This window comes from Spiroplasma endosymbiont of Sarcophaga carnaria (assembly GCF_964019595.1).
Lineage (GTDB): Bacteria > Bacillota_I > Bacilli_A > Mycoplasmatales > Mycoplasmataceae > Spiroplasma > Spiroplasma poulsonii.
The window spans coordinates 835,284-856,337 of the sequence record NZ_OZ026456.1 but is presented as its reverse complement, the minus strand read 5'-3'; the positions used below and the strand labels follow the sequence as shown (position 1 = coordinate 856,337).

Below are 21,054 nucleotides of genomic sequence, written 5' to 3'. Positions count from 1 at the left end.
ATCCTTTAATTTTGTCGAAAACTCTTGATATTTATAAAATATACTTAAAATTAGGTATATTTTTAATATATAGAGGTAAATAAATGATGAAAAAAATAATTACAGAATTAATAAATAGCTTAACAGATGATCAATTTTTAGAATTTTATGAAAAAATAAAACAACAAGCAGACTTAATTAAAAAACAAAAACGTTTAAATGAAATTGATCAAAAATTTAGAGATAAAGGCATTATATGTCCTAATTGCAAATCTTTTCATTGTGTTAAAAATGGTCATAATTCCGAAGGAAAACAAAAATATTTATGTAAAAAATGTCGTGCTAGTTTTGATGCATTTCGTCATCATTTTACTTATTGAAGTCATTTAAATTATGAACAGTGAAATTTATTAATTCAAATTTCATTGTTAGGACAATCTAGTAAAATAATTTCTCGTTTTATTAAAACAACCCCAAAAACCGCTTGATATAATCGACAAAAATTAATGCAATCAAAACAATTAGAAAATACACAGTTAAAATTTAAAAAATTAAATGGTCAAATCCAAATGGATGAAACATTTATTAAAGAAATTCATAAAGGCAATTTTAAAGATAAATTTGATAAACGAAAAACTCATCTCGATCCATTTTCAACTGATACCAAATGCTGTATTCAAATGGCAGTTGATAGCAATAATAATATTTTTGTTCAATCCACCAATACCAAAAGATTACAAAAACAATGGATTATTGAAAATATGAATAAGCAACTAATTAAAGAAAAATCAATAATTATTTCTGATATGCAACCACTATATTTATTAGTAGCAAAACAAACAAATTCTACTCTATATTCCACCAAAACTAGTACAAACCCTGATACTAGTTATCAAAAGTTAAATAAGATTAGTAAATTACAATCCAGTCTTAAAGAAGCCTTAATTCATTATCATGGTTTGGGTTTCACTAATATTCAAAATTATTTAAAGCTCTGAAAATGAAAATACCAACACAAAGGTTTAACACCAAACCAACAATCAACGGTATTATATTTTAACGTTTAAAAAATTTAAAGCAAAATCATAATCTTACACAAAATTAGTTTTCAAATTGTCATATTGATGATTTTTTTTATTTCATCAAGAGTTTTCGACAAAATTAAAGAAAAAAATTAAAAAAATACAAAAATGTATTGACAATAAAATTTAAAATAATATACTTTAATTAAGTAAGTGGTATTTTTATTCCACAGTTTCTGAGATATATAAAAACCCTAAAATAATTTATACAACCCGTTTCATAGATTAAGACCAATCAATTTCACTTGGTTTTTTTGGATGGGTATTTTTCTTAATTTGATCAATTAATCCATTACGAACATGAATAACTGTATTTGCAATATCAGCAATATTGGGGTTATGGGTAACAATAATGACTGTTGTTCTATATTTTTTATTAACATCGACTAAAATTTCAAGTACTTTTCGACCCATTTCTTCATCTAAAGCTCCCGTTGGTTCATCACCAAATAGAATGTCAGGATTTTTGGCTAATGCTCTAGCAATTGAAACCCGTTGTTGTTGACCACCTGACATTTGATGAGGATATTTGTTCATTTGTTCTTCCATTCCAATTGTCTCAAAAATATCTTTAATTGTCATATCTTTGTTTTTATTTTTACTTAGGTTTTCACCAACTTCAGCGTTTTCTTTTGCAGTTAAATTAGTTAATAAGTTATATTGTTGAAAAATAAATCCAACATTATCTCTTCTAAATTTGGTTAAATCAACATCTTTTAATAAAGACAAATTATAACCAATAACAAAAACATCACCACTTGAAACTTTATCTAATCCTGAAATAATATTTAGCAAGGTTGTTTTCCCTGATCCAGAAGGACCTAAGATAACAATAAAGTCTCCTTTTTCTAATTTTAAATCAATTCCTTTTAAAACTGGTGTTTCAACTTCTCCTGTAATATATGATTTCTTAACACCTACTAATTCAATAACATATTTACTTGTATCTGGTTTTGTTTTGGTTGTTGAAATTACTTCCCCTTTTAAAATTCGTTTTGAATATAATTTAGTTTGTTTCTTTTGTTCTTTTAGTTTTTGTTTAAATTCTTTAACTGCAGTATAATCGATTTTTTCTTTCTTTTCCTTTGGTTCTTTTACTTTAGACTGCTTTGCTTTAGCTTTTGTTTCTTCTGTACTAGGTGTTTTTCCCATTTCAGCCATTTTGTTTTTTCCTCCCCTGGTAAATATCACATTACATTTTGCAATTAATTTTTATCATAATAATATAATAACAAAATTATTTTAATTTTATCAACTTATTTATATTTATTAAAGTTATTCTTTTAACAATCCTTTTAAGTCAGCGGCTTTAATTGTATATTTTTTACGACAAAAATCACATACAATTTCAACTTCGCTATTTTTTTCTAAAATTTCATTCAATTGTTCATCACCTAATAATTTAGCTGATGCCAAGGCTTTTTCATATGAACAACTACATTCAAATGCCACAGAATCAGTTTCTAATACTTTTGCATTTTCATCAATTAATTTAAAAACATTCGTTAGATCACTTTCAGCAATTAACTTATGACTAATACTTTCTAAATTACCAACTTTTTCTTCTAAATAATCAATATCTTCATCCTTATGTTCTGGTAATAATTGTGCATAAAAACCAATTGCTTTAGCAATTGTATTGTCATCATTCATTTTAATTGAACAAGCAATTACCGATTTAATTTGTTCGCTTTGTGCTAAATAATAAGTAAAATCCAAATTAATTTCACCAGAAATCAATTCAATTTGACCAGAAAAACTATCTTTCATTCCCAAGTCTTTCATTACTCGCAAATAACCATCAGTTCCTACTACCTGTGAAATTACGTTTTTACTACGATCAATTTGTTCAACTTCAAATTGTGGGTTCCCACAAAAAGCACGAACTTTATGGCCAGTATATTCAGCCATCATTGTTCCAATTGGACCATTTCCATTAATAATAGCTGTCATTTTATCAGTTGCATTTTTCATATCGCTACCAATTAAAATTGTTGCCAAAACAACTCTTGACAATGCAATTGTTGCTAATGGATTGGTTTCATGTAATTTGATAATGTTATTTAGCGATTCAGTTGCATCCACAACCGTCATTTTTACATTGTGAGAATTGCTAATCGCCTTAATTACTCTATCTTTATTCATTTTATCAAACTCCTTCATAATTATGTTCACTCTGCAATTATAGTACAACTATTTTTAAAAGTAAAATAAAGAGTAGGGTTTGATTATTCCTACTCTTTATCATCTGAATCCTTATTATTTTCTTCTTCAGGATGGTCTTTTTTACGTTCTTTTGGTTTAACTTCTAAAATTTCACCTTTTGCTTCTTTTTCTTTATGTCTAGCTGCTCGTTCTTTTTCACGAACTACTTCATCTGGTACTTTATTGTATTTATTAATATATTCAATTTGCTCAGCAGTAATTGTCTCTAATATTTTTAAACTTTCAGCAATTAAATCTAATAACTCACGATTTTCTGAAATTATCGCTTTGGCTGTAACATAACAGTCATCTAAAATTTTACGAACTTCCGTATCAATTTTAGCAGCAACATCTTCTGAATAACGTTTTGTTGCCCCAGTATATTCGTCTTTTGGTGATTCAAATTGTACTAATCCTAACGAACTCATTCCATATTCAGTAACCATATGACGTGCAATGTTTGTTGCTTTTTCTAAGTCATCATGCGCACCAGTTGTTATTTTAGTTTTTCCAAAAATAATTTCTTCTGACGCACGTCCACCTAAATAACCAGTAATTGTTGCATATAAATTTTCTTTACTATGGAACATTGTTTCTTCTTTTGGTGTCATAATTGTATATCCACCAGCTTGACCACGTGGAATAATTGTTACTTTTTGAACTTTGCTAGCTGCTTCTAATCTTAATCCTATTAAAGCATGTCCAGCTTCATGATATGAAACAATGTCCTTGTCCATAACTGAATATTTACGTGATTCTTTTGCTGGTCCCCCAACAACACGATCAATCGCTTCATCGATAATATTAATTGTAATAATTTTTAAATTCTTACGAACACATAAAATTGCTGCTTCGTTTAACACATTTTCTAATTGTGCCCCTGAGAAACCGGGTGTTCTTTCAGCGATTCGTCTAAAATCAACTTCAGTTGAAACCGCTTTATTACGGGCATGTAATTTTAAGATTGCTTCACGTTCATTAATATCTGGCAATGAGATTTGAATTTGACGGTCAAAACGACCAGGTCTTAATAATGCTGAATCCAAAACATCAACACGGTTAGTTGCTGCCATCACAATAACTCCGGTATTAGTTCCAAATCCATCCATTTCAACTAATAATTGGTTTAATGTTTGTTCATTAGCCCCACTCCCAATTGAAACGGTTCTTTTTCGTCCAACAGCATCAATTTCATCAATAAAGATAATACATGGTGCTGCTTTTTTTGCTGCAATAAACATCTCACGAATTCTTGAAGCACCAATCCCAACAAACATTTCTTCAAATTCAGACCCTGAGATTGAAAAAAATGGTACGCCTGCTTCACCAGCAACAGCTTTTGCTAACAAGGTTTTCCCTGTCCCTGGTGGCCCTTCCATTAATACTCCTTTGGGAGCACGAGCACCCATACTTGAATATTTTTGTGGATTTTTTAAGTAATCAACTAATTCAACTAATTCTGTTTTTTCTTCGTTAATTCCAGCAACATCTGAAAATTTAACTGTTGATTGAATTTGACGAGCTTTATTTTTCCCCATTGAAAATGGATTTGCGCCGCCCATTCCGCCACCCATTTTTGACAACCGCATAATCATAAAGACAGCAACTCCTATTAACAATACCCATAGAATTAACTGAATTAACACCGTTTGTCATACTGGTACAAATTCACGGTCAATTGAAACAAGACCACCTTTTAATTTAGGACCAAAGTTTTGATCTCAAGTGTTTTGATCTTGACCCACTTTATAAGTATAATTGTTAAATCCTTCGCGACTTCATTCTGAACTATAACGAACAGTTTTTGAAACACCATTTTCAACATACTTAATAACCCCAGACATTACAACACTATTACGACCAACTTCCGCCTTAATGGTAATTTCATCAATGTCTTTATCGTTATACCGTTTCGAATTACCAATAGTAGTCATATTACCTTCACTAATTTTTGTTTCATCTGATCCTTTTCATAACAGAATTGTTAAGACAATCAAACCAATAAAAATAAATGCACTTATGATCGAAAATCACATTCTTTTTTTATTCATAATCATTTCCTCTCTATATAAGACTTTGAAACTAATCTTTTTAAGTCATTTAAAATAACGACCCAATTCTAAACTATTTTATCATAAAAAAAAATAAATCGTGTTTTTCCGGTCAAGTATTATTAATAAATTTATTAATCTTTAAATCAACCAAATTGTTAACAAAAACAAGTTGATTTTGAGCATCTAAAATAAAATAACTTTTCCGAGCTATAATTGGAATTTTATTTTTAATAAACCATCGGTTCAAAGATGTTTTTGTAACAATTACTTTTTGTAAAAAAAGAACATCATTTGTAATTGTTAATGGAAATTGGTTTGCCGCTATTTTAAAATTATAACTATTTTTTGTTCCTTGCAAAATTATTTTTTCTTTTCATTTAATTGGAAGATTTGTTATTGCTGTAACTTTAACAGTTGTTGGCTGCAAAACATTATTATTAATAATTTCAACATCATCATATAATTTAACTAAAGAATAATCATTATTAACTTTAATAATAATATTGGGTTTTGTACTTTTTAGTTCTTTAATTATTTCATCTAAAAATTTTCTTTTTTTATTACTAATTAACTGAACAAACTTATTTATTTTAAAATAATTAAAAATAATAATTTTTTGTAACTGTACATTATTGATAGCATTAAAACTAATAACATTAATTTGTCCAAAATTATCAATTAAATAATCTTTTGCTAATAGTTTTAATTCTTTATTCTCATTATTTTTTTGGTTAATTTCTAATAACATATCTTGTAAATTAATTTGTTGAATTTCATTTCGAATAATATTACGGTTATAAATTCCTAAAATATTGGTTGAATCAATTGCATAGTTAATTTGGTTATGAAAAAGATATTCAATAATCTCTTCTCTAGTTATCTTTAACATCATTCGGATTATTTTAAGTTCAGATCCCAATAAGTGCGAATGATAATAACTAATTTGGTTTAAACCATAATATTCAACAATTCCGTTCCGTTGTTTTTGTAAAATGTATGTTTCAATATGATCAGTTAAATTATGCGCAATTAAAACACCATGACAGTGATATTTTTTACTAATCTGTAAAAAGAAATCATAACGAATATCACGCGCAACATTTTGAAAATTATGAGAAATTGTTTGATACTTGTCATAATCTGCTGATGTTACTTTTTTGACATAAATTTTAATATTTTGTTTTTTGCAATATTCAAGAACAATTTGTTCATCATGATCACTATCCGCTCGTTTTTGATAGTTGACTAAACAAACAATAAAATTATTAATATCTAATTCAGGATTATGATAAATGTTATCAAGTAAAAACATACTATCCGGACCACCCGAGACCCCAATAATATATTTTTCATTACGATTTAAAAGTTTGTCATCCATTTTAATCACCTATTTTCGAAATAATTTTAAAACTGTATCACTATATTGATAATCATTATTATGAACCACAATTGGTTTTTCAATAATAAGACCCTCACCGCCTTGAAAACGGGATTCAATTAAAACATTGTTGGCTTCGCTTTCTTGAAAGGGATGAATAAATTGCAACCGTTTAATATTAAAACCATATTTAATTAATAATGCAGTAATTTCAAATAATCTTGTCGTACGATGAATTATTGCAAAATAACCACGATTAGCAATTAATTTTTTTGCTACAAAAATAATATCTTCTAATGTCAAAGTTGTTTCATGGCGAGCAGGAACTAACAATTTGCTTTTTTCGTTTAATTTTGATTCACCAATTTTAAAAAATGGTGGGTTACATAAAATCAAATCATATTTAAAATTAGTATCTGTCTTAACATACTCGTTAATATCATCATGAACAATTTTAATTTGTGCGGTTTTTTGATTTAATAGCACATTTTCTTCTGCTAACTGCACCGCTTCTTGTTGTAACTCAATCCCAATAATCGCTGCGGAAGTTAATGTTGATAAAATTAATGGAATCGCAGCATTATTGGTTCCAATATCAAGAATGTTTTTTGTTTTAGCATTCAAGGTTGCAAATCGTGCCAACAAAACAGTATCTAAGGAAAAATTAAACATATCTGTTCGTTGATTAATTTTAATTCCCTCATAATCTAATAAATCATTTAAAACCTTCACTTTACACCTCGTTATATAAATCAATCATTCCTTTTTCTAAAACTAATTCCTTATTTAAATTCTCTAATAATAAATTAGCAATTGTATAAGAAATTTCAATTAGTTTGGTATTTTTATCATTTAGTTTTTTAATCAAAGTCTGATCTGTAATTTCATATTTACTTCATTCTTTTCGTTTCAAAACATTAGCAATTTCTAAGAAAAGTTGATGAGACTCTAAATGATCATAACCATTTAATTTTCGAATATGAATAAAATTATTTTCTGGTGTACTTGCAAAATTTCTAAAAAAAGTTTGAATAAACTTTGTTTTAAATTCATCAATATTTAATTCATTAGTTGTATTTTCTAAAATAACATTTAAACAACGTGACTTGATTGTATCAATGACTTTTGTTTTATTTCTTGTTAATAAAAAAGCATATGTATTTTTACTAGGTTCTTCTAAAAACTTCAATAAATAATTAGCGGCTTCTAATGTTAATAAATCTGCTCCATTAATAACATATACTTTAATTCCCGTTTGTTCTAATGCTGAATAACTAAAAGTTTGAATAATTTCTTGAATTGTTTCTTTTTTAATTGTTGTTTCAAAATCTCCCCCAATTTTTAAATCATAATAAGTTTTATTATTAATGCGTTGACAAGTTTCACATTGACAATCAGAATCTTTTTTTTCTTGACATAGTAAAAACTTAATAATTTCAGTTGCAAAAGTTTCTAACTTGATTTTATTATTGCAAGAAATTAAAAGTTGATTTGATAAATTATTTTTTAAAATTAAATTTTTAAACAATGCAATTTTTTCTACATCATTTTGTGAAAATAAATTATTCATTTTCCTTATCCTTTATTTTTTGAATTATTTCATCAACATAATAATAAACTTGTTCTAAAACATCATTAACTGACTTGCGAGCATCAACTACTTTAATTCGTTCAGAATGTTCACTAATTAATACCTGATACCCTTCATATACTTTTTCATGAAATGATTCTTGCTCCAAGTCTAAACGATTCATTTCATTTTCATTTCTAATTTTCATTCTTTCATTTGCCATTGCTGGTTCAATATCAAAAAATAAAGTTAAGTCTGGTTTTGTTGTTCCTAAGACAATTGATTGAACTTCATCTAATGTCCGAATTCCTAAACCACGAGCATAACCCTGATAAGCTGACGTTGAATCCATAAAACGATCACAAATAACAATCGCCCCTTCTTTTAACGCTGGTAAAATATCTTCCATAACGTGTTGTTTTCGTGCAGCAATATACAATAAAGCTTCCGTTCACGGATCCATTCCTAAATTATGCTTACTTAATATAACATCTCTAATTTGTTCAGCAATTTCATTGCCCCCTGGTTCTCTTGTTAAAACAACTTGGTACCCCTTTGAACGTAGTATTTCTTTTAGTAATTTTGAAATTGTTGTCTTTCCAGAACCATCAATTCCTTCTAATGTTATAAATAGCATTATTACCCACTCTCTCCGTTCTTAAATATCTTTTCTACCTTCTAACGCTTGTTTTAAAGTTACTTCATCAACATAATCTAATGATCCGCCAATTGGAATTCCTCGTGCTAAACGTGATATTTTCACATTAAAAGGTTGTAAGACTGTTTTTAAGTATTGTGCTGTTACTTCACCTTCAAAAGTAGCACCAACAGCAATAATAACCTCTTTTATAATTTTATCATTCATTCGAGATTCTAAGACGGGAAAAGTTAATTTATCCGGTGTAATACCATTTTTAACATTAATTTCGCCATTCAAAACATGATAAACACCATTAAAAAATTTTTTTGCTTCAATTTTTATTACATCAAAAAAATTGCTAACCACGCAAAGTTTTGTTTGATCCCGTAAATCATTTTGGCAAAATAAACAAACATTATTTTGCATTAATGTTGAGCATATTGGGCATTGATGAAAATTATCTTTTATTTACTTAAAAACATTCTCTAATGAGTCAAATAATTCCACTTATTAAAAATTCTTTCTGCCACTTTTTTGCCAACACCTAAAGTAGTCTTTAATTCCATAACCAATTCTTCATAAGTCATGATTAAGTCTCCTATAAATTAATCAATTATCTTAATATTATCAAAAATTTGTTTTCCCGTCTCAAGAAGTTCTTTATGATCATCATAATTATCAATTTTTTTAACTAATAAATTTTGATAAAATTCTTCCACATCCGTTAACATTACTTCTGGTAACTTATTTGCTTGTCGAATTTTGGCATAATCATCACGAACATTATTTCATTCACTTTCGCTTAAAGCAATGATAATAAAATCAAAATCAAATGCATGGAAAATTTTATTGCGAAATTCTCAATCGCACATTTCAAAACTAATTCAATTTGCTTCTGGTTTAGTATTTGTTACAATAATTAAACCTTGTTCTGATGCGGCAGCATATTTAACATCATAAAAACTAATTAGCTTATCTAATTGAACAACTTTTCCTTTTTCGTTAATTAATTCCATAAACTTACTCTCAAACTTTTCGCGGTCTTCTTTATTAGCCTTAATTAAAATATTAAAAATTTGATTAATTGAATAATTAATATTACTAGGTTCATAAATATTAATTTTATTCTTCATATCATCACGATACTTTTGCAGATCAGTTATACCTTCTAACTCTTTCCCGTGTGGAGTTTGTTCTAATTCTGTCGGAAAACTGCTCTCCTGCTGAGAACCTTTACTAACATCAAATTCGGGCACAACGTCATCAGTTACTTTTTCTGATGTTGTTGTCAATGGTTGTGACAAAGAAACATTGTTTGATTCTTCATCATCAAATAATGAAAAATTACGGAATAATGGTTGTGAATTTGGTATTTTTTTTTCAGTACCCGGTTCAAGATGTTCAGCATTTTTTTCTTCAACTTGTTGCAAATTTGAAACTGCTTCAATATTTTCTTCATTATCAACAGAATTATTTTCCATTATTTCTATATTTTTGGTAATTATATCCGAATTATCTACTTTGTTATCTTTGTTTTTTTCTGTTTTAGTAACAATCGTAAGATCACTTAATTCCAGGTCATCTAAACTTTTAACATTTCTTTCAAACATTGATAACGCTTTTAATAAGATTAATTCAAAATACATTTCTTGTGTTCTACTACTACGCATCTTTGTCGACGCTTCAGTAAATAAATCAAGTAATGTTAATAATTCTTCTACAGTTAATTTTGCTGCAAATATTTTTGCTTGGTTTTCAGATAATAAATTTAAAAAAACAAGATTCCCAGTTTGTTTATATTCAAACACTTCTTTTAAAATGTCTAATAAATTTAATGTTAAAATTTCAAAATCAGAACCAGCCTCATAAATTTTTTTACTAGTTAGTAAGACCGCTTCTGTTTTGAATTCTAAAATATCTTTTAATAATTTTAATTTAATATTTTTTGAAACTGTTGCAAAAATAATATTAACATTCTCTAACGTAATATTACGATCAGAAAACATAATTACTTGTTCTAAAATACTTAACGAATCACGAGCACTTCCATCCGCTAAAATTGCAATTTCTTTAATTGCAACTAAATCATATTTAATTTCTTCTTTTTGTAAAATTTCAATTATATTATTTTCTAATTCAACTTTAGGTATTTTTCGAAAATTATATTGTTGACAACGTGAAATAATTGTTGCTGGAATTTTGTGACTCTCTGTTGTTGCCAAAATAAAGACAATATGTTGAGGCGGTTCTTCTAATGTTTTTAATAACGCATTAAAAGCTGAATTAGTTAACATATGAATTTCATCAATAATGTAAACCTTATATTTTGCCATTGTTGGTAACAACTGAACATTATTTCTGATTTCTCTGATTTCATCAACACCATTATTTGAAGCAGCATCAATTTCAAAAACATCGACTGCTCCACCACGATTAATTTCATTACAACTTGGACAAGTATTACAAGGATTACCATCATTTAAATTAGTACAATTAATTGCTTTTGCAAATATTTTTGCAATTGAAGTTTTTCCTGTACCACGTGGACCAGAAAATAAATATGCATGTGAAAAAGTATTATTATTAATTGCATTTTTCAAAGCTTTTCTAATTTCAACTTGACCAACAATTTTGTCAAAAGTATTTGGTCGATATTTACGATATAATGAAATATAATCCATTTTTTTACCCCCATAACTTATAATTTATAATTTTATTTTACTCCTTTAATTTGAAATATTCTATCTTAATTGTTCAAAGAATTTTTTCATTAAATCTTTAAACACTATATTTTCTGCATTTTTTCGAACATGGTGAACTTTCATTTTTGATAAATCAAAAGTATGATTTGATTTTACAAAACCAAATTTTTTATTTGATAAATAGTAATTAATAACTTTAATTCCTGAATTAATTGTTGCTCCTAAACACATCATACATGGTTCAACAGTAACTCAAATTGAACAATCACTAATTTTATTTGTTCTTTTTTTGCGACATGCATTATTTAAAGCATAAATCTCAGCATGTGTTGTAACTGAGTTTTTTGTTGTTTTGTTATAACCAATCGCAATGATTTTACCTTTTTGATCAACAACTACTGCAGAAATTGGAACATGTTTTTTCTTATATGCTCGTTGTGATAATTTATATAATTTATTAAAAATTAGTTCGCTTTCTTTCATAAACTCACCCTTATCATAAAAAATGTCATTACACATAGTCCTTAGTCTTATGGCTGCTACCTTCCGGTCCTGACCAGTTTCAAATGTAACTATTGTAATGACATAAGTAATTATAACATATAATTTTTGTTTGACTATGCTTTTATTAAAATAGTCAAATGTTTCACGTGAAACATTTTAAGCGATAACTGTTTGTCCTTGCAAATAACTTTGTATTCTTTTAGGAATACTAATAGTTCCATCTTCATTTTGATAATTTTCTAAAATTGCAGCAATTAAACGATCAACCGCTAATCCCGAGCCATTTAGCGTATGAACAAAGTTTGTTTCATTATTATCGTCACGATAACGCATTTTCATTCTTCGTGATTGAAAGTCAAGACAATTTGAACATGATGAAATTTCACGATATTTATTTTGTCCTGGCATTCATACCTCAATATCATATGTTTTTGCCGAAGAAAACCCCATATCACCTGAACATAATAAGATTACTCGATATGGAATTTCTAATAATTGTAAAATGTTTTCAGCATCTAAGACCATTTTTTCTAATTCATCAAACGAATTTTCTGCTTTAGTAAATTTAACCATCTCAACTTTTCGGAATTGATGTAAACGAATAATTCCTTTTGTATCACGTCCTGCTGAGCCTGCTTCTTGGCGAAAGCATGGAGTGTAAGCAGTATGATAAATTGGCAAATCTTTTCCAGCTAAAATTTCTTCCCGATACAAATTAGTTAACGGTACCTCCGCCGTTGGAATTAAATACAAATTATCTTTTTCAATGTAATATGTATCTTCTCTAAATTTTGGTAAATTTCCTGTTCCATACATAATTTGTGGTTGTACTAAAATTGGTGGTTCAATTTCAATATACCCTCGCTTTGCGTGCTCATCTAACATAAAATTCATTAAAGCTCGCTCTAATTTAGCCCCCATACCTTTGTAAACAACAAAGCGTGACCCTGATAATTTTGTCCCTCTTTCAAAATCAATAATATCTAGTTTTGAAGCTACTTCTCAATGTTCTTTTATCTTTGGGTTTGGTGTAACTTTTCCTCATTTTCGAACTTCAAGATTATCGTTCTCATCTTGCCCAGTTGGAACTGAATCATCTGGGATGTTTGGTGTAACTTCTAAGATTGCTCTAATTTTTTCTTCAACCTGATTCAATTGATTATCAATTATATCCATTTCCTTTTTCATTGTGACAATTATTTCTTTAATTTTTGCTGCTTCATAGTCTTTTTTTTCAGCAACTAATGTGCCAACTTTTTTTGACTCAAGATTTCGTTGTTCTTTTAATTTCTCTGATTTAACAATAAGTTCACGGCGTTGCTCTGATAATTTTTTAACATCTTGTAGATACGAAAAATCATCTTGGCGACGACTTAATTTTTTGATTACTTCGTCAAGATTTTCAACAACTTTTTTTGATCTAACATTTTTGTATTCTCCTTACTCACTATTGTCTTTCTTTTTTAAAATTTCAATAACTTCTAATTTATCATCTTGATCTAATCGGATAATTTTAACACCCGACGTTGTTCGGCCAAACAATGGAACCTGTTCTAATGAAACGCGAATAACATTTCCATTCTTTGTTCCTACTAAAAGATCTTCATCTCCAACAATTGTTTGGGCAAATTTTAAGTATCCTGTTTTTTCTGTTAAGTTCATAGACTTAACACCCTTTGTATTTCTCCCCGTTAACCGGTAGTCTTCAATTGGTGTTTTTTTTGCATAACCATTCTCTGTCACAGATAACACATATTTTGCGGATCGTCCAGAACTTACCCCAATTGTGACTCCTGTTTCATCGTTAGAAATCCCCTTAACACCGACAGATTGCCGACTCATTGCTCTGATTTCTTTTTCATTAAAACGAATGACCTTTCCGATGTTGTTTCCAATAATAACATCATCAGTTCCCTTTGTAATAATAACACTTACTAATTCATCTTTTTCCTTTAATTCAATTGCAACTTTCCCTGTTTGACGAATTTGATTAAATTCACTTAACTTTGTTTTTTTAATTAATCCTTTTTTTGTCACAAAAAATAAATTATCTTGCTCTATAATTGTTTCATCTAAGGCTAGAATTGTTTGAATATTCTCCGTTTTATCAATTGCAATTAAATTAATAATTGGTAATCCTCGTGCATGTCGCGAGTAGGTTTCAATTTGATAAGCACGTAGTTTATAAACTTTTCCAAAATTTGAAAAAATCAATAAAGAATCAATACTATTGGCACCAACAATTTTTTTCAAACTATCTTCTATGTTTGCTAAACTAGTAATTCCTTTTCCACCACGATTTTGTAATTTAAAAGTATCATCAGCAACACGTTTAACATAGCCATCCTGGGTTAACATAATTAAAATATCTTCACAACGAATTAATTCTTCCGGATCAATTTCAGTTAATTCTTCTTTAATAATTTGGCTACGACGTTCATCCCCATATTTTTTCTTAATTTCAACTAACTCATTAATCATAATTTCAATTTGCTTTTCACTATTATTAATAATTTCTTCTAACGCTATAATTGCTAGTTTAATTTCACTAATTTCGTTATTAATTTTTTCAATTTCCAAACCGGTTAAACGTTGTAAACGCATTTCTAAAATTGCTCGTGCTTGTTCATTAACTAATTTAAATTTATCAATTAAAGCTTCTAAAGCAATCTGTGTTGTTTGTGATTTTTTAATGATGGTAATCACTTCGTCAATGTGATCAAGCGCAATTTTTAATCCTTCTAAAATTATTAATCGATTCTGATTTTTATGTAATTCAAACTGACTTCGTTTAACAATAATGTCAATTTGGTGTTCAACAAAATATTTTAAAATTTGTTTTAACCCCATTACTTTTGGTTGGTTTTTATATAAAGCCAAAATATTTAACGAAAAATTAGTTTGTAATGGTGTTAATTTATATAATTTATTTAAAATAACATTTTCTTGAGCATCCCGTTTTAACTCTAAAACAACACGAACCCCTTCCATATTTGATTCATCACGAAGATTAGAAATTCCATTAATAATTTTGTCACGGACTAATTCAGCAATTCGTTCTAACAATTTTGCTTTATTAACCTGATATGGAATTTCAGAAACAATAATACGACGTTTATTGTTATTTTCTTCAATATCAATTTTTGAACGAATTGTAATTGTCCCATTCCCTGTTTCATAAGCTTTAATTAAACTATTTCCAGCAGTAATTAAGGCTCCTGTTGGAAAATCTGGTCCTTTAATAATTTTCATTAATTCAACAGTTGTAATATCGCCATTTTTTGTCAATGCAATAACACCGTCAATTACTTCATTTAAATTATGGGGAGGAATATTAGTTGCCATTCCAACAGCAATTCCACTTGCCCCATTAACTAGTAAATTTGGAAAGTAACCTGGTAAAAAAGTTGGTTCTTGTTCACTACCATCATAATTATCAATAAAAATGGTTGTTTCTTTTTCAATATCTTTAATTAGTTCACCAGCAATTTTACTCATTCTTGTTTCAGTATACCGCATTGCCGCTGGTGCATCACCATCCATTGATCCAAAATTACCATGACCATCAATTAAAGGATAACGATAAGAAAAATCTTGTGCCATTCGCACCATTGCTTCATATACAGCAGTATCACCATGAGGATGATATTTCCCAATTACTTCCCCAACAATTCGTGCTGATTTTTTATGTTGTTTATCATACGTCATATTTAAATCTCACATGGCATAGATAATTCGCCGATGAACTGGTTTTAGACCATCACGAACATCAGGAATTGCACGTGAAACAATAACTGACATTGCATAATCTAAAAAACCATTTTTCATTTCATCAGCAATATCAATATCACGAATTTTACCATCATAATCATATGTATCATTATCTAAATTCAATTTGTTCACCTCCTCTTAGACATCTAAATTCTTAACATATTTTGCATTCTCACGAATAAATTTTTTACGTGGTTCAACATTTTCTCCCATTAATTCATTACAAATTAAGTTTGCTTCAAATGCATTATTAACAGACACTTTTAATAATAATCGTCGTTCTGGATCCATTGTTGTTTCTCATAATTGTTCGGGATTCATTTCCCCTAATCCTTTGTAACGTTGAATCGTATAATTTTTAATATTTTTTGCTAATAATTCTTCTTTATAAGTTTCTAATTCATTATCACTATAAGCATAACGAATATTATTCCCATTTTGAATTTTATATAATGGTGGTTGTGCAATATAAATATTCCCATTTTCAATTAAATCTTTCATATAGCGATAAAAGAATGTTAATAATAAAATTCGAATATGAGCGCCATCAACATCAGCATCAGTCATAATAATTACTTTTTGATAACGTAGTTTTTTTTCATTAAAATTATCTTTAATACCAGCCCCTAATGCTGTAATAATAGAATTAATTTCATTATTTTCAAAAACTTTTATTTGCTTTGCTTTTTCAACATTTAATATTTTTCCTCTTAATGGTAGAATTGCTTGAAATCTTCGATTTCGGCCAGACTTTGCACTTCCTCCCGCTGAATCTCCTTCAACAATATAAAGTTCAGCAATATTAGAATCTTTTGTTTCACAATCAGCTAATTTTCCTGGTAAAGAAAAACTATCCATTACTGTTTTTCGACGAGTTGTTTCTTTTGCTCGTTGTGCCGCAATTCTTGCTTTTAAAGATAAATTTATCTTTTCAATAATATTTTTAGCATCTTCGGGATTTTCCAATAAATAACTATTTAACCCTTTCCCAACAATATTTGACACAATCTTTTTAACTTCACTATTTCCTAATTTTGTTTTTGTTTGACCTTCATATTGTGGATCAGGATGACGAATTGAAATAATTGTTGTCATTCCTTCTTTTACATCATCTCAAGTAAATTTATCTTCAATTCCCTTATTATTTTTATTAATATTTTTAAAATAATGATTTAATTCTCGCACAATTGCTAATTTAATTCCCTCTTCGTGCGTTCCTCCACCGTGAGTATTAATGTTATTACAAAAAGAAAAAATATTTTCATAATAATTATCATTATATTGTAAACCAAATTCAACAATAATATTATCTTCAATTCCTTCCACATAAAAAACATCATTTAATGGTGTTCCGATTGTTTTATTTAATTCTAAAACATAATCTTTAATTCCATTATTAAATTGATAAACAACTGATTTTTCTTCATCTTCTTCTCGTAAATCAACTAATGATATCTCTAACCCTTTATTTAAGAAAGCTAATTGTTTAATTCGATTTTGAATTGTTGAAAAACTAAAAATTGTTGTTTCTTTAAAAATCTTTTCATCTGGTAAAAAAGTAACTATGGTTCCAGTTTCATTAGTTGGACCAACTTCTTTAATTGGTGTTAAAATTTGACCACCATTATGAAACTCCATTAAATATTGTTTATTATTTTTTTTAATCTCAATTTTTAAATATTTACTTAAAGCATTAACAACACTAGCTCCTACTCCATGTAAACCCCCAGAAATTTTATAAGTGTTTGAATCAAATTTTCCTCCAGCATGTAACACAGTAAAAACAGTTTCTACCGTTGAAACTTTTGTTTTGGGGTGAATTTCAATTGGAATTCCTCGTCCATTATCCGTAATTGTAATTGATTCATCTTTATTGATTGTAATTGTAATTTTATTAGCAAAGTTGGCTAATACTTCATCAATAGAATTATCAATAATTTCTCAAACTAAATGATGTAAACCTCTTACATTAGTGGCCCCAATATACATTCCCGGACGTTTACGAACTGCCTCTAAACCTTCTAAAACTTGAATCGAACCTGAATTATAATTATCACTCATATAATTTTCCTCATTTCTGTTCAATTTTATTTTACCATTATTACCTAATTTTAGGGTTAAATTATCAAATATATTTTAAAATATATTTTTTTAAAAAAATATTTTTTTATTTTTAGTGTCTAATTTTACCCTGTATAAACTTATAAAATAAAAAAATAAAAGGTTAAGTTTTTATTTTTAATATAACTTAACCTTTTATTAATCTTATTTCCTATCATTTAAATTGCTTTTTTCTAATTTTTAATATGATCGAATTGGTAAAACTAATTGTTGTAATGAATCATCTTCATTTGCTGTAATAATTAATGGTTTTGTTTCATCAATCATTTTAATAGTAATTTCTTTTGTTCTAAATGCTTTTAAAGCATCTAAAATATATTTTGAATTAAAAGCAATTGTTTGATCTGAACCTTCAACTTTAAATTCTTTAATTTCCTCTTCGGTATTTCCAATTTCTTGAGTAAATGAAGTGACTAAAACTTTTTGTTCTTTAATTTTTAATGTTACAATTGTTGTCATTGCTTCATTTGATAAAACACTAGCTCGTTCAATAATTTTGATTAATTCACGATTATTAATTGTTAATGAAATATTAAAATCTTCTGGAATAACTTTACTTGTGTCAGGATATTTTCCTTCAATAATTTTTGTTTGGACAACTGTATTATTAATAATAATACTAACTGATTTATCTGTAATTTTCATTCTAATTTCTTGGTCATTTTCTGAAATTAATCGTCCAATTTCATTAATAAACTTTCCTGGAATAATAACATCAAAATCATAACTATTACTATAACTAATTTTTTTACATGACAATCGGAATGAATCAGTTGCTGTAATCACTAATTGCTTATTATTTTGATCAGTTTTAATATTTAAACCATTAAAAACAATTCTTTTTTCTTTTTCTCCAATTGCAAAACTTGTTTGTGAAATAATTTCTTTTAATAACGCACTAGTAAAAATTACCTCTTTTCCTTCCGTCTCAAATGATAAATGTGGATAATCAATTGCATTTAAAGTATTTAAAATTGAATCAAAGTTATTTGCTTTAATTTTAATTAAACTACCTTCTACTGCTTCTAAGGTAATAAATTCGTCTTCAATTTTACGAATAACTTCAATAATAAATTTATTTTTTATTAAAACATTTCCAATTGATTTAATAACTAAATCATTTCCTACCAATATTTCTGATTTTATTGATGTATCACCATCAGAAGTCGTAAAAGTTATTTTATCTTTTTTAACTTCAATTAAAATTCCTAATAATGATGGAATTAATGTTTTTTGAGAAATTATTCGGCTTACTTTTAATAATTCATCTAATATTTTATCTCTTTTAATGCTTACAATCATTTTGTTACTCCTTACTAAACATCTAACATATATAAATTATATACTATTGTTAAAATTGTTTTTTATTTATTATTATTATTATAATGTAGAAAATGTGGAAAACTTTATGAAATTTTGAATAATATATATTTTTATTAGAAAAAAACTGTGGAAAACATTGTGTTATTTTCCTTCAATTTTCTTACGAATTGTATTTACTAAATGTTTAAATTCTTTGTTTGTTGCAATTTGTGATTCAACTTTTTTAACACTATTCATTACTGTCGTATGGTCTTTTCCACCAAACTCAGTTCCGATTCTTGTAAAAGGATCATCTAATAATGTTCGACAAAAATACATTGCTAATTGGCGAGCTTGCATTACATTACTAACTCGTGATTTACTCACCATTGCTTTAACAGTAATATTATAATTATCAGCAACAATTTGTTTAATTTTTTTAGGGGTAATTTTCTCATTATTTTGTAAAGGAGCATTTTTAAAGGCTTTTTCAACGTCAACTAATGTAATAATTTCATCTGGTTTTTTATTCATAACTGCTAAAAATAATAAACGCTTAACTGCCCCTTCTAACTTTCGAATATCACTATTAAAATTTAAGGCAATAAATTCTAATGATTCTTCAGAAAATAATGCTAAGTTATTTTGGTATTTTAATTTTTGTTCTAATATTTTAAGAGCAGTTTCAAAATCAGGTGAATCTAAACCAATACTTAAACCATATGAAAAACGTGAAATAATTCTAGCTTCAAATCCACCAAGATCATCAGGATATTTATCGGAAGTAATAACAATTTGTTTGTTTTTTTCAATATATGAATTAAAAATATGAAAAAATAATTCATTTGTTTTATTTCGTTTCGCTAATAATTGAATGTCATCAATTAGTAAACAATCATAAATATCATATGATGTTTTAAAAGCTTCAATGATTTCATGACCCTGATTTAAGATATCCATTGCAATTTTTCCAAACTCATCAGCTTTTAAATATTTAACACGGGTATTTGTTTTATAAATTTCATTTACTTTATTTTCAATGGCATGTAGTAAATGGGTTTTTCCTAATCCAGAATCACCATAAATAAACAGTGGATTTCATTTTTTTCCCAAATCTAAAGCAACAGCCAATGCTGCTTGCATTGCTTCACGATTAGAATCACCACGAACAAAGTTTTCAAAAGTATAATTTTCATAATAGTTACTATTATTGTTTTCTTTTAAAGTATCAATATTGTTAATGACAGATGCTTGTTTATTAATATTTTTTTCTAATTCAAAAGAAATGTTATATTCGATCCCCGTTAGTTTTTTTAAAATATTTTTAATTTTATCATTTAAGCCTGCTTCAAAAACCCCAATTGCAATTTCTGATTTTGTTGTAATTAAGCAATTATTGTCAGATACAGTATATAAATTAGTATCACTAATGTAATAATTGTAAATTTCAGGTGAAACTGATTCATCACGGGATAGGATGTCTTTAACCTCACTTCATAATTCTTTTGTGTTCATTACTTCATCTCCATTAGTTTTTATCTTATTAATTATAAATAAAAGATGTGGAAAAGTCGCAAAAAATAATTCAATTTAAGAAATATTAAGGGTTTTCCACATATAATATTTTTTTATAAAACGCTTATTTTTATTGAATAATTATATCTTTTTCCACATTATTAACAATTTTTGTGATTTAAAATTTTTCTTTGTGGAAAACAATTTAAATGTAGATTTTGTTGGTTCCCT

General features: G+C 27.4%; 16 protein-coding genes and 1 other RNA gene. 1 reads left to right on the top strand and 16 read right to left on the bottom strand.

The window, feature by feature from the left end; genetic code table 4:
* Positions 1-83 precede the first annotated feature (83 nt).
* Positions 84-1,046: an IS1/IS1595 family N-terminal zinc-binding domain-containing protein gene (locus AACK91_RS04975; RefSeq protein ID WP_338963247.1), complete on the top strand. Its 963-nt coding sequence runs from the start codon at positions 84-86 to the stop codon at positions 1,044-1,046.
* Between the two features lie 240 nt (positions 1,047-1,286).
* Here the strand turns inward: AACK91_RS04975 and AACK91_RS04970 are convergent, their stop codons facing one another.
* From AACK91_RS04970 to dnaA, 16 genes are all read right to left on the bottom strand, one after another.
* Positions 1,287-2,222, bottom strand: a complete 936-nt coding sequence (locus tag AACK91_RS04970; RefSeq protein ID WP_338964711.1) for an ABC transporter ATP-binding protein — start codon at positions 2,220-2,222, stop codon at positions 1,287-1,289.
* A gap of 114 nt (positions 2,223-2,336) precedes the next feature.
* The gene (locus AACK91_RS04965) at positions 2,337-3,206 is read right to left on the bottom strand and encodes an Hsp33 family molecular chaperone HslO (RefSeq protein WP_338964709.1); all 870 of its coding nucleotides are present in this window, start codon (positions 3,204-3,206) and stop codon (positions 2,337-2,339) included.
* Positions 3,207-3,295: 89 nt separating this feature from the next.
* Positions 3,296-5,317 (bottom strand): ATP-dependent zinc metalloprotease FtsH, encoded by a 2,022-nt coding sequence (gene ftsH / locus AACK91_RS04960; RefSeq protein ID WP_338964706.1) that lies wholly within the window; start codon positions 5,315-5,317, stop codon positions 3,296-3,298.
* 73 nt (positions 5,318-5,390) lie between these two features.
* A complete protein-coding gene (tilS, locus tag AACK91_RS04955) occupies positions 5,391-6,698 on the bottom strand; it encodes a tRNA lysidine(34) synthetase TilS (RefSeq protein ID WP_338964704.1) in 1,308 nt (435 codons plus the stop codon).
* Positions 6,699-6,707: 9 nt separating this feature from the next.
* Complete coding sequence (locus AACK91_RS04950) at positions 6,708-7,430, bottom strand: tRNA1(Val) (adenine(37)-N6)-methyltransferase (protein WP_338964701.1); 723 nt, start codon at positions 7,428-7,430, stop codon at positions 6,708-6,710.
* Between the two features lies 1 nt (position 7,431).
* Positions 7,432-8,268 carry a DNA polymerase III subunit delta' gene (locus AACK91_RS04945; protein WP_338964698.1) on the bottom strand — a complete coding sequence of 279 codons (837 nt, stop codon included), beginning with the start codon at positions 8,266-8,268 and terminating at the stop codon, positions 7,432-7,434.
* Positions 8,261-8,905, bottom strand: a complete 645-nt coding sequence (tmk, locus tag AACK91_RS04940; protein WP_338964696.1) for a dTMP kinase — start codon at positions 8,903-8,905, stop codon at positions 8,261-8,263. The genes AACK91_RS04945 and tmk overlap by 8 nt, the downstream gene beginning before the upstream one ends.
* A gap of 21 nt (positions 8,906-8,926) precedes the next feature.
* Complete coding sequence (locus tag AACK91_RS04935) at positions 8,927-9,334, bottom strand: toprim domain-containing protein (RefSeq protein ID WP_338964694.1); 408 nt, start codon at positions 9,332-9,334, stop codon at positions 8,927-8,929.
* A gap of 179 nt (positions 9,335-9,513) precedes the next feature.
* The gene (gene dnaX, locus AACK91_RS04930) at positions 9,514-11,589 is read right to left on the bottom strand and encodes a DNA polymerase III subunit gamma/tau (protein ID WP_338964691.1); all 2,076 of its coding nucleotides are present in this window, start codon (positions 11,587-11,589) and stop codon (positions 9,514-9,516) included.
* Positions 11,590-11,649: 60 nt separating this feature from the next.
* Complete coding sequence (locus tag AACK91_RS04925) at positions 11,650-12,093, bottom strand: deaminase (RefSeq protein WP_338964689.1); 444 nt, start codon at positions 12,091-12,093, stop codon at positions 11,650-11,652.
* A gap of 16 nt (positions 12,094-12,109) precedes the next feature.
* Positions 12,110-12,200, bottom strand: an RNA gene (gene ffs, locus AACK91_RS04920) — signal recognition particle sRNA small type.
* Between the two features lie 70 nt (positions 12,201-12,270).
* Positions 12,271-13,500 carry a serine--tRNA ligase gene (gene serS / locus AACK91_RS04915; RefSeq protein WP_422397322.1) on the bottom strand — a complete coding sequence of 410 codons (1,230 nt, stop codon included), beginning with the start codon at positions 13,498-13,500 and terminating at the stop codon, positions 12,271-12,273.
* 54 nt (positions 13,501-13,554) lie between these two features.
* Positions 13,555-16,008, bottom strand: coding sequence for a DNA gyrase subunit A (gene gyrA, locus AACK91_RS04910; protein WP_422397285.1), 2,454 nt, complete (start codon positions 16,006-16,008; stop codon positions 13,555-13,557).
* 15 nt (positions 16,009-16,023) lie between these two features.
* Positions 16,024-17,946: a DNA topoisomerase (ATP-hydrolyzing) subunit B gene (gene gyrB, locus AACK91_RS04905; RefSeq protein WP_338964684.1), complete on the bottom strand. Its 1,923-nt coding sequence runs from the start codon at positions 17,944-17,946 to the stop codon at positions 16,024-16,026.
* A gap of 240 nt (positions 17,947-18,186) precedes the next feature.
* On the bottom strand, positions 18,187-19,308 hold the full coding sequence (dnaN, locus tag AACK91_RS04900) for a DNA polymerase III subunit beta (RefSeq protein ID WP_338964682.1): 1,122 nt from the start codon (positions 19,306-19,308) through the stop codon (positions 18,187-18,189).
* Positions 19,309-19,470: 162 nt separating this feature from the next.
* Complete coding sequence (gene dnaA / locus AACK91_RS04895; protein WP_338964680.1) at positions 19,471-20,823, bottom strand: chromosomal replication initiator protein DnaA; 1,353 nt, start codon at positions 20,821-20,823, stop codon at positions 19,471-19,473.
* Positions 20,824-21,054 lie beyond the last annotated feature (231 nt).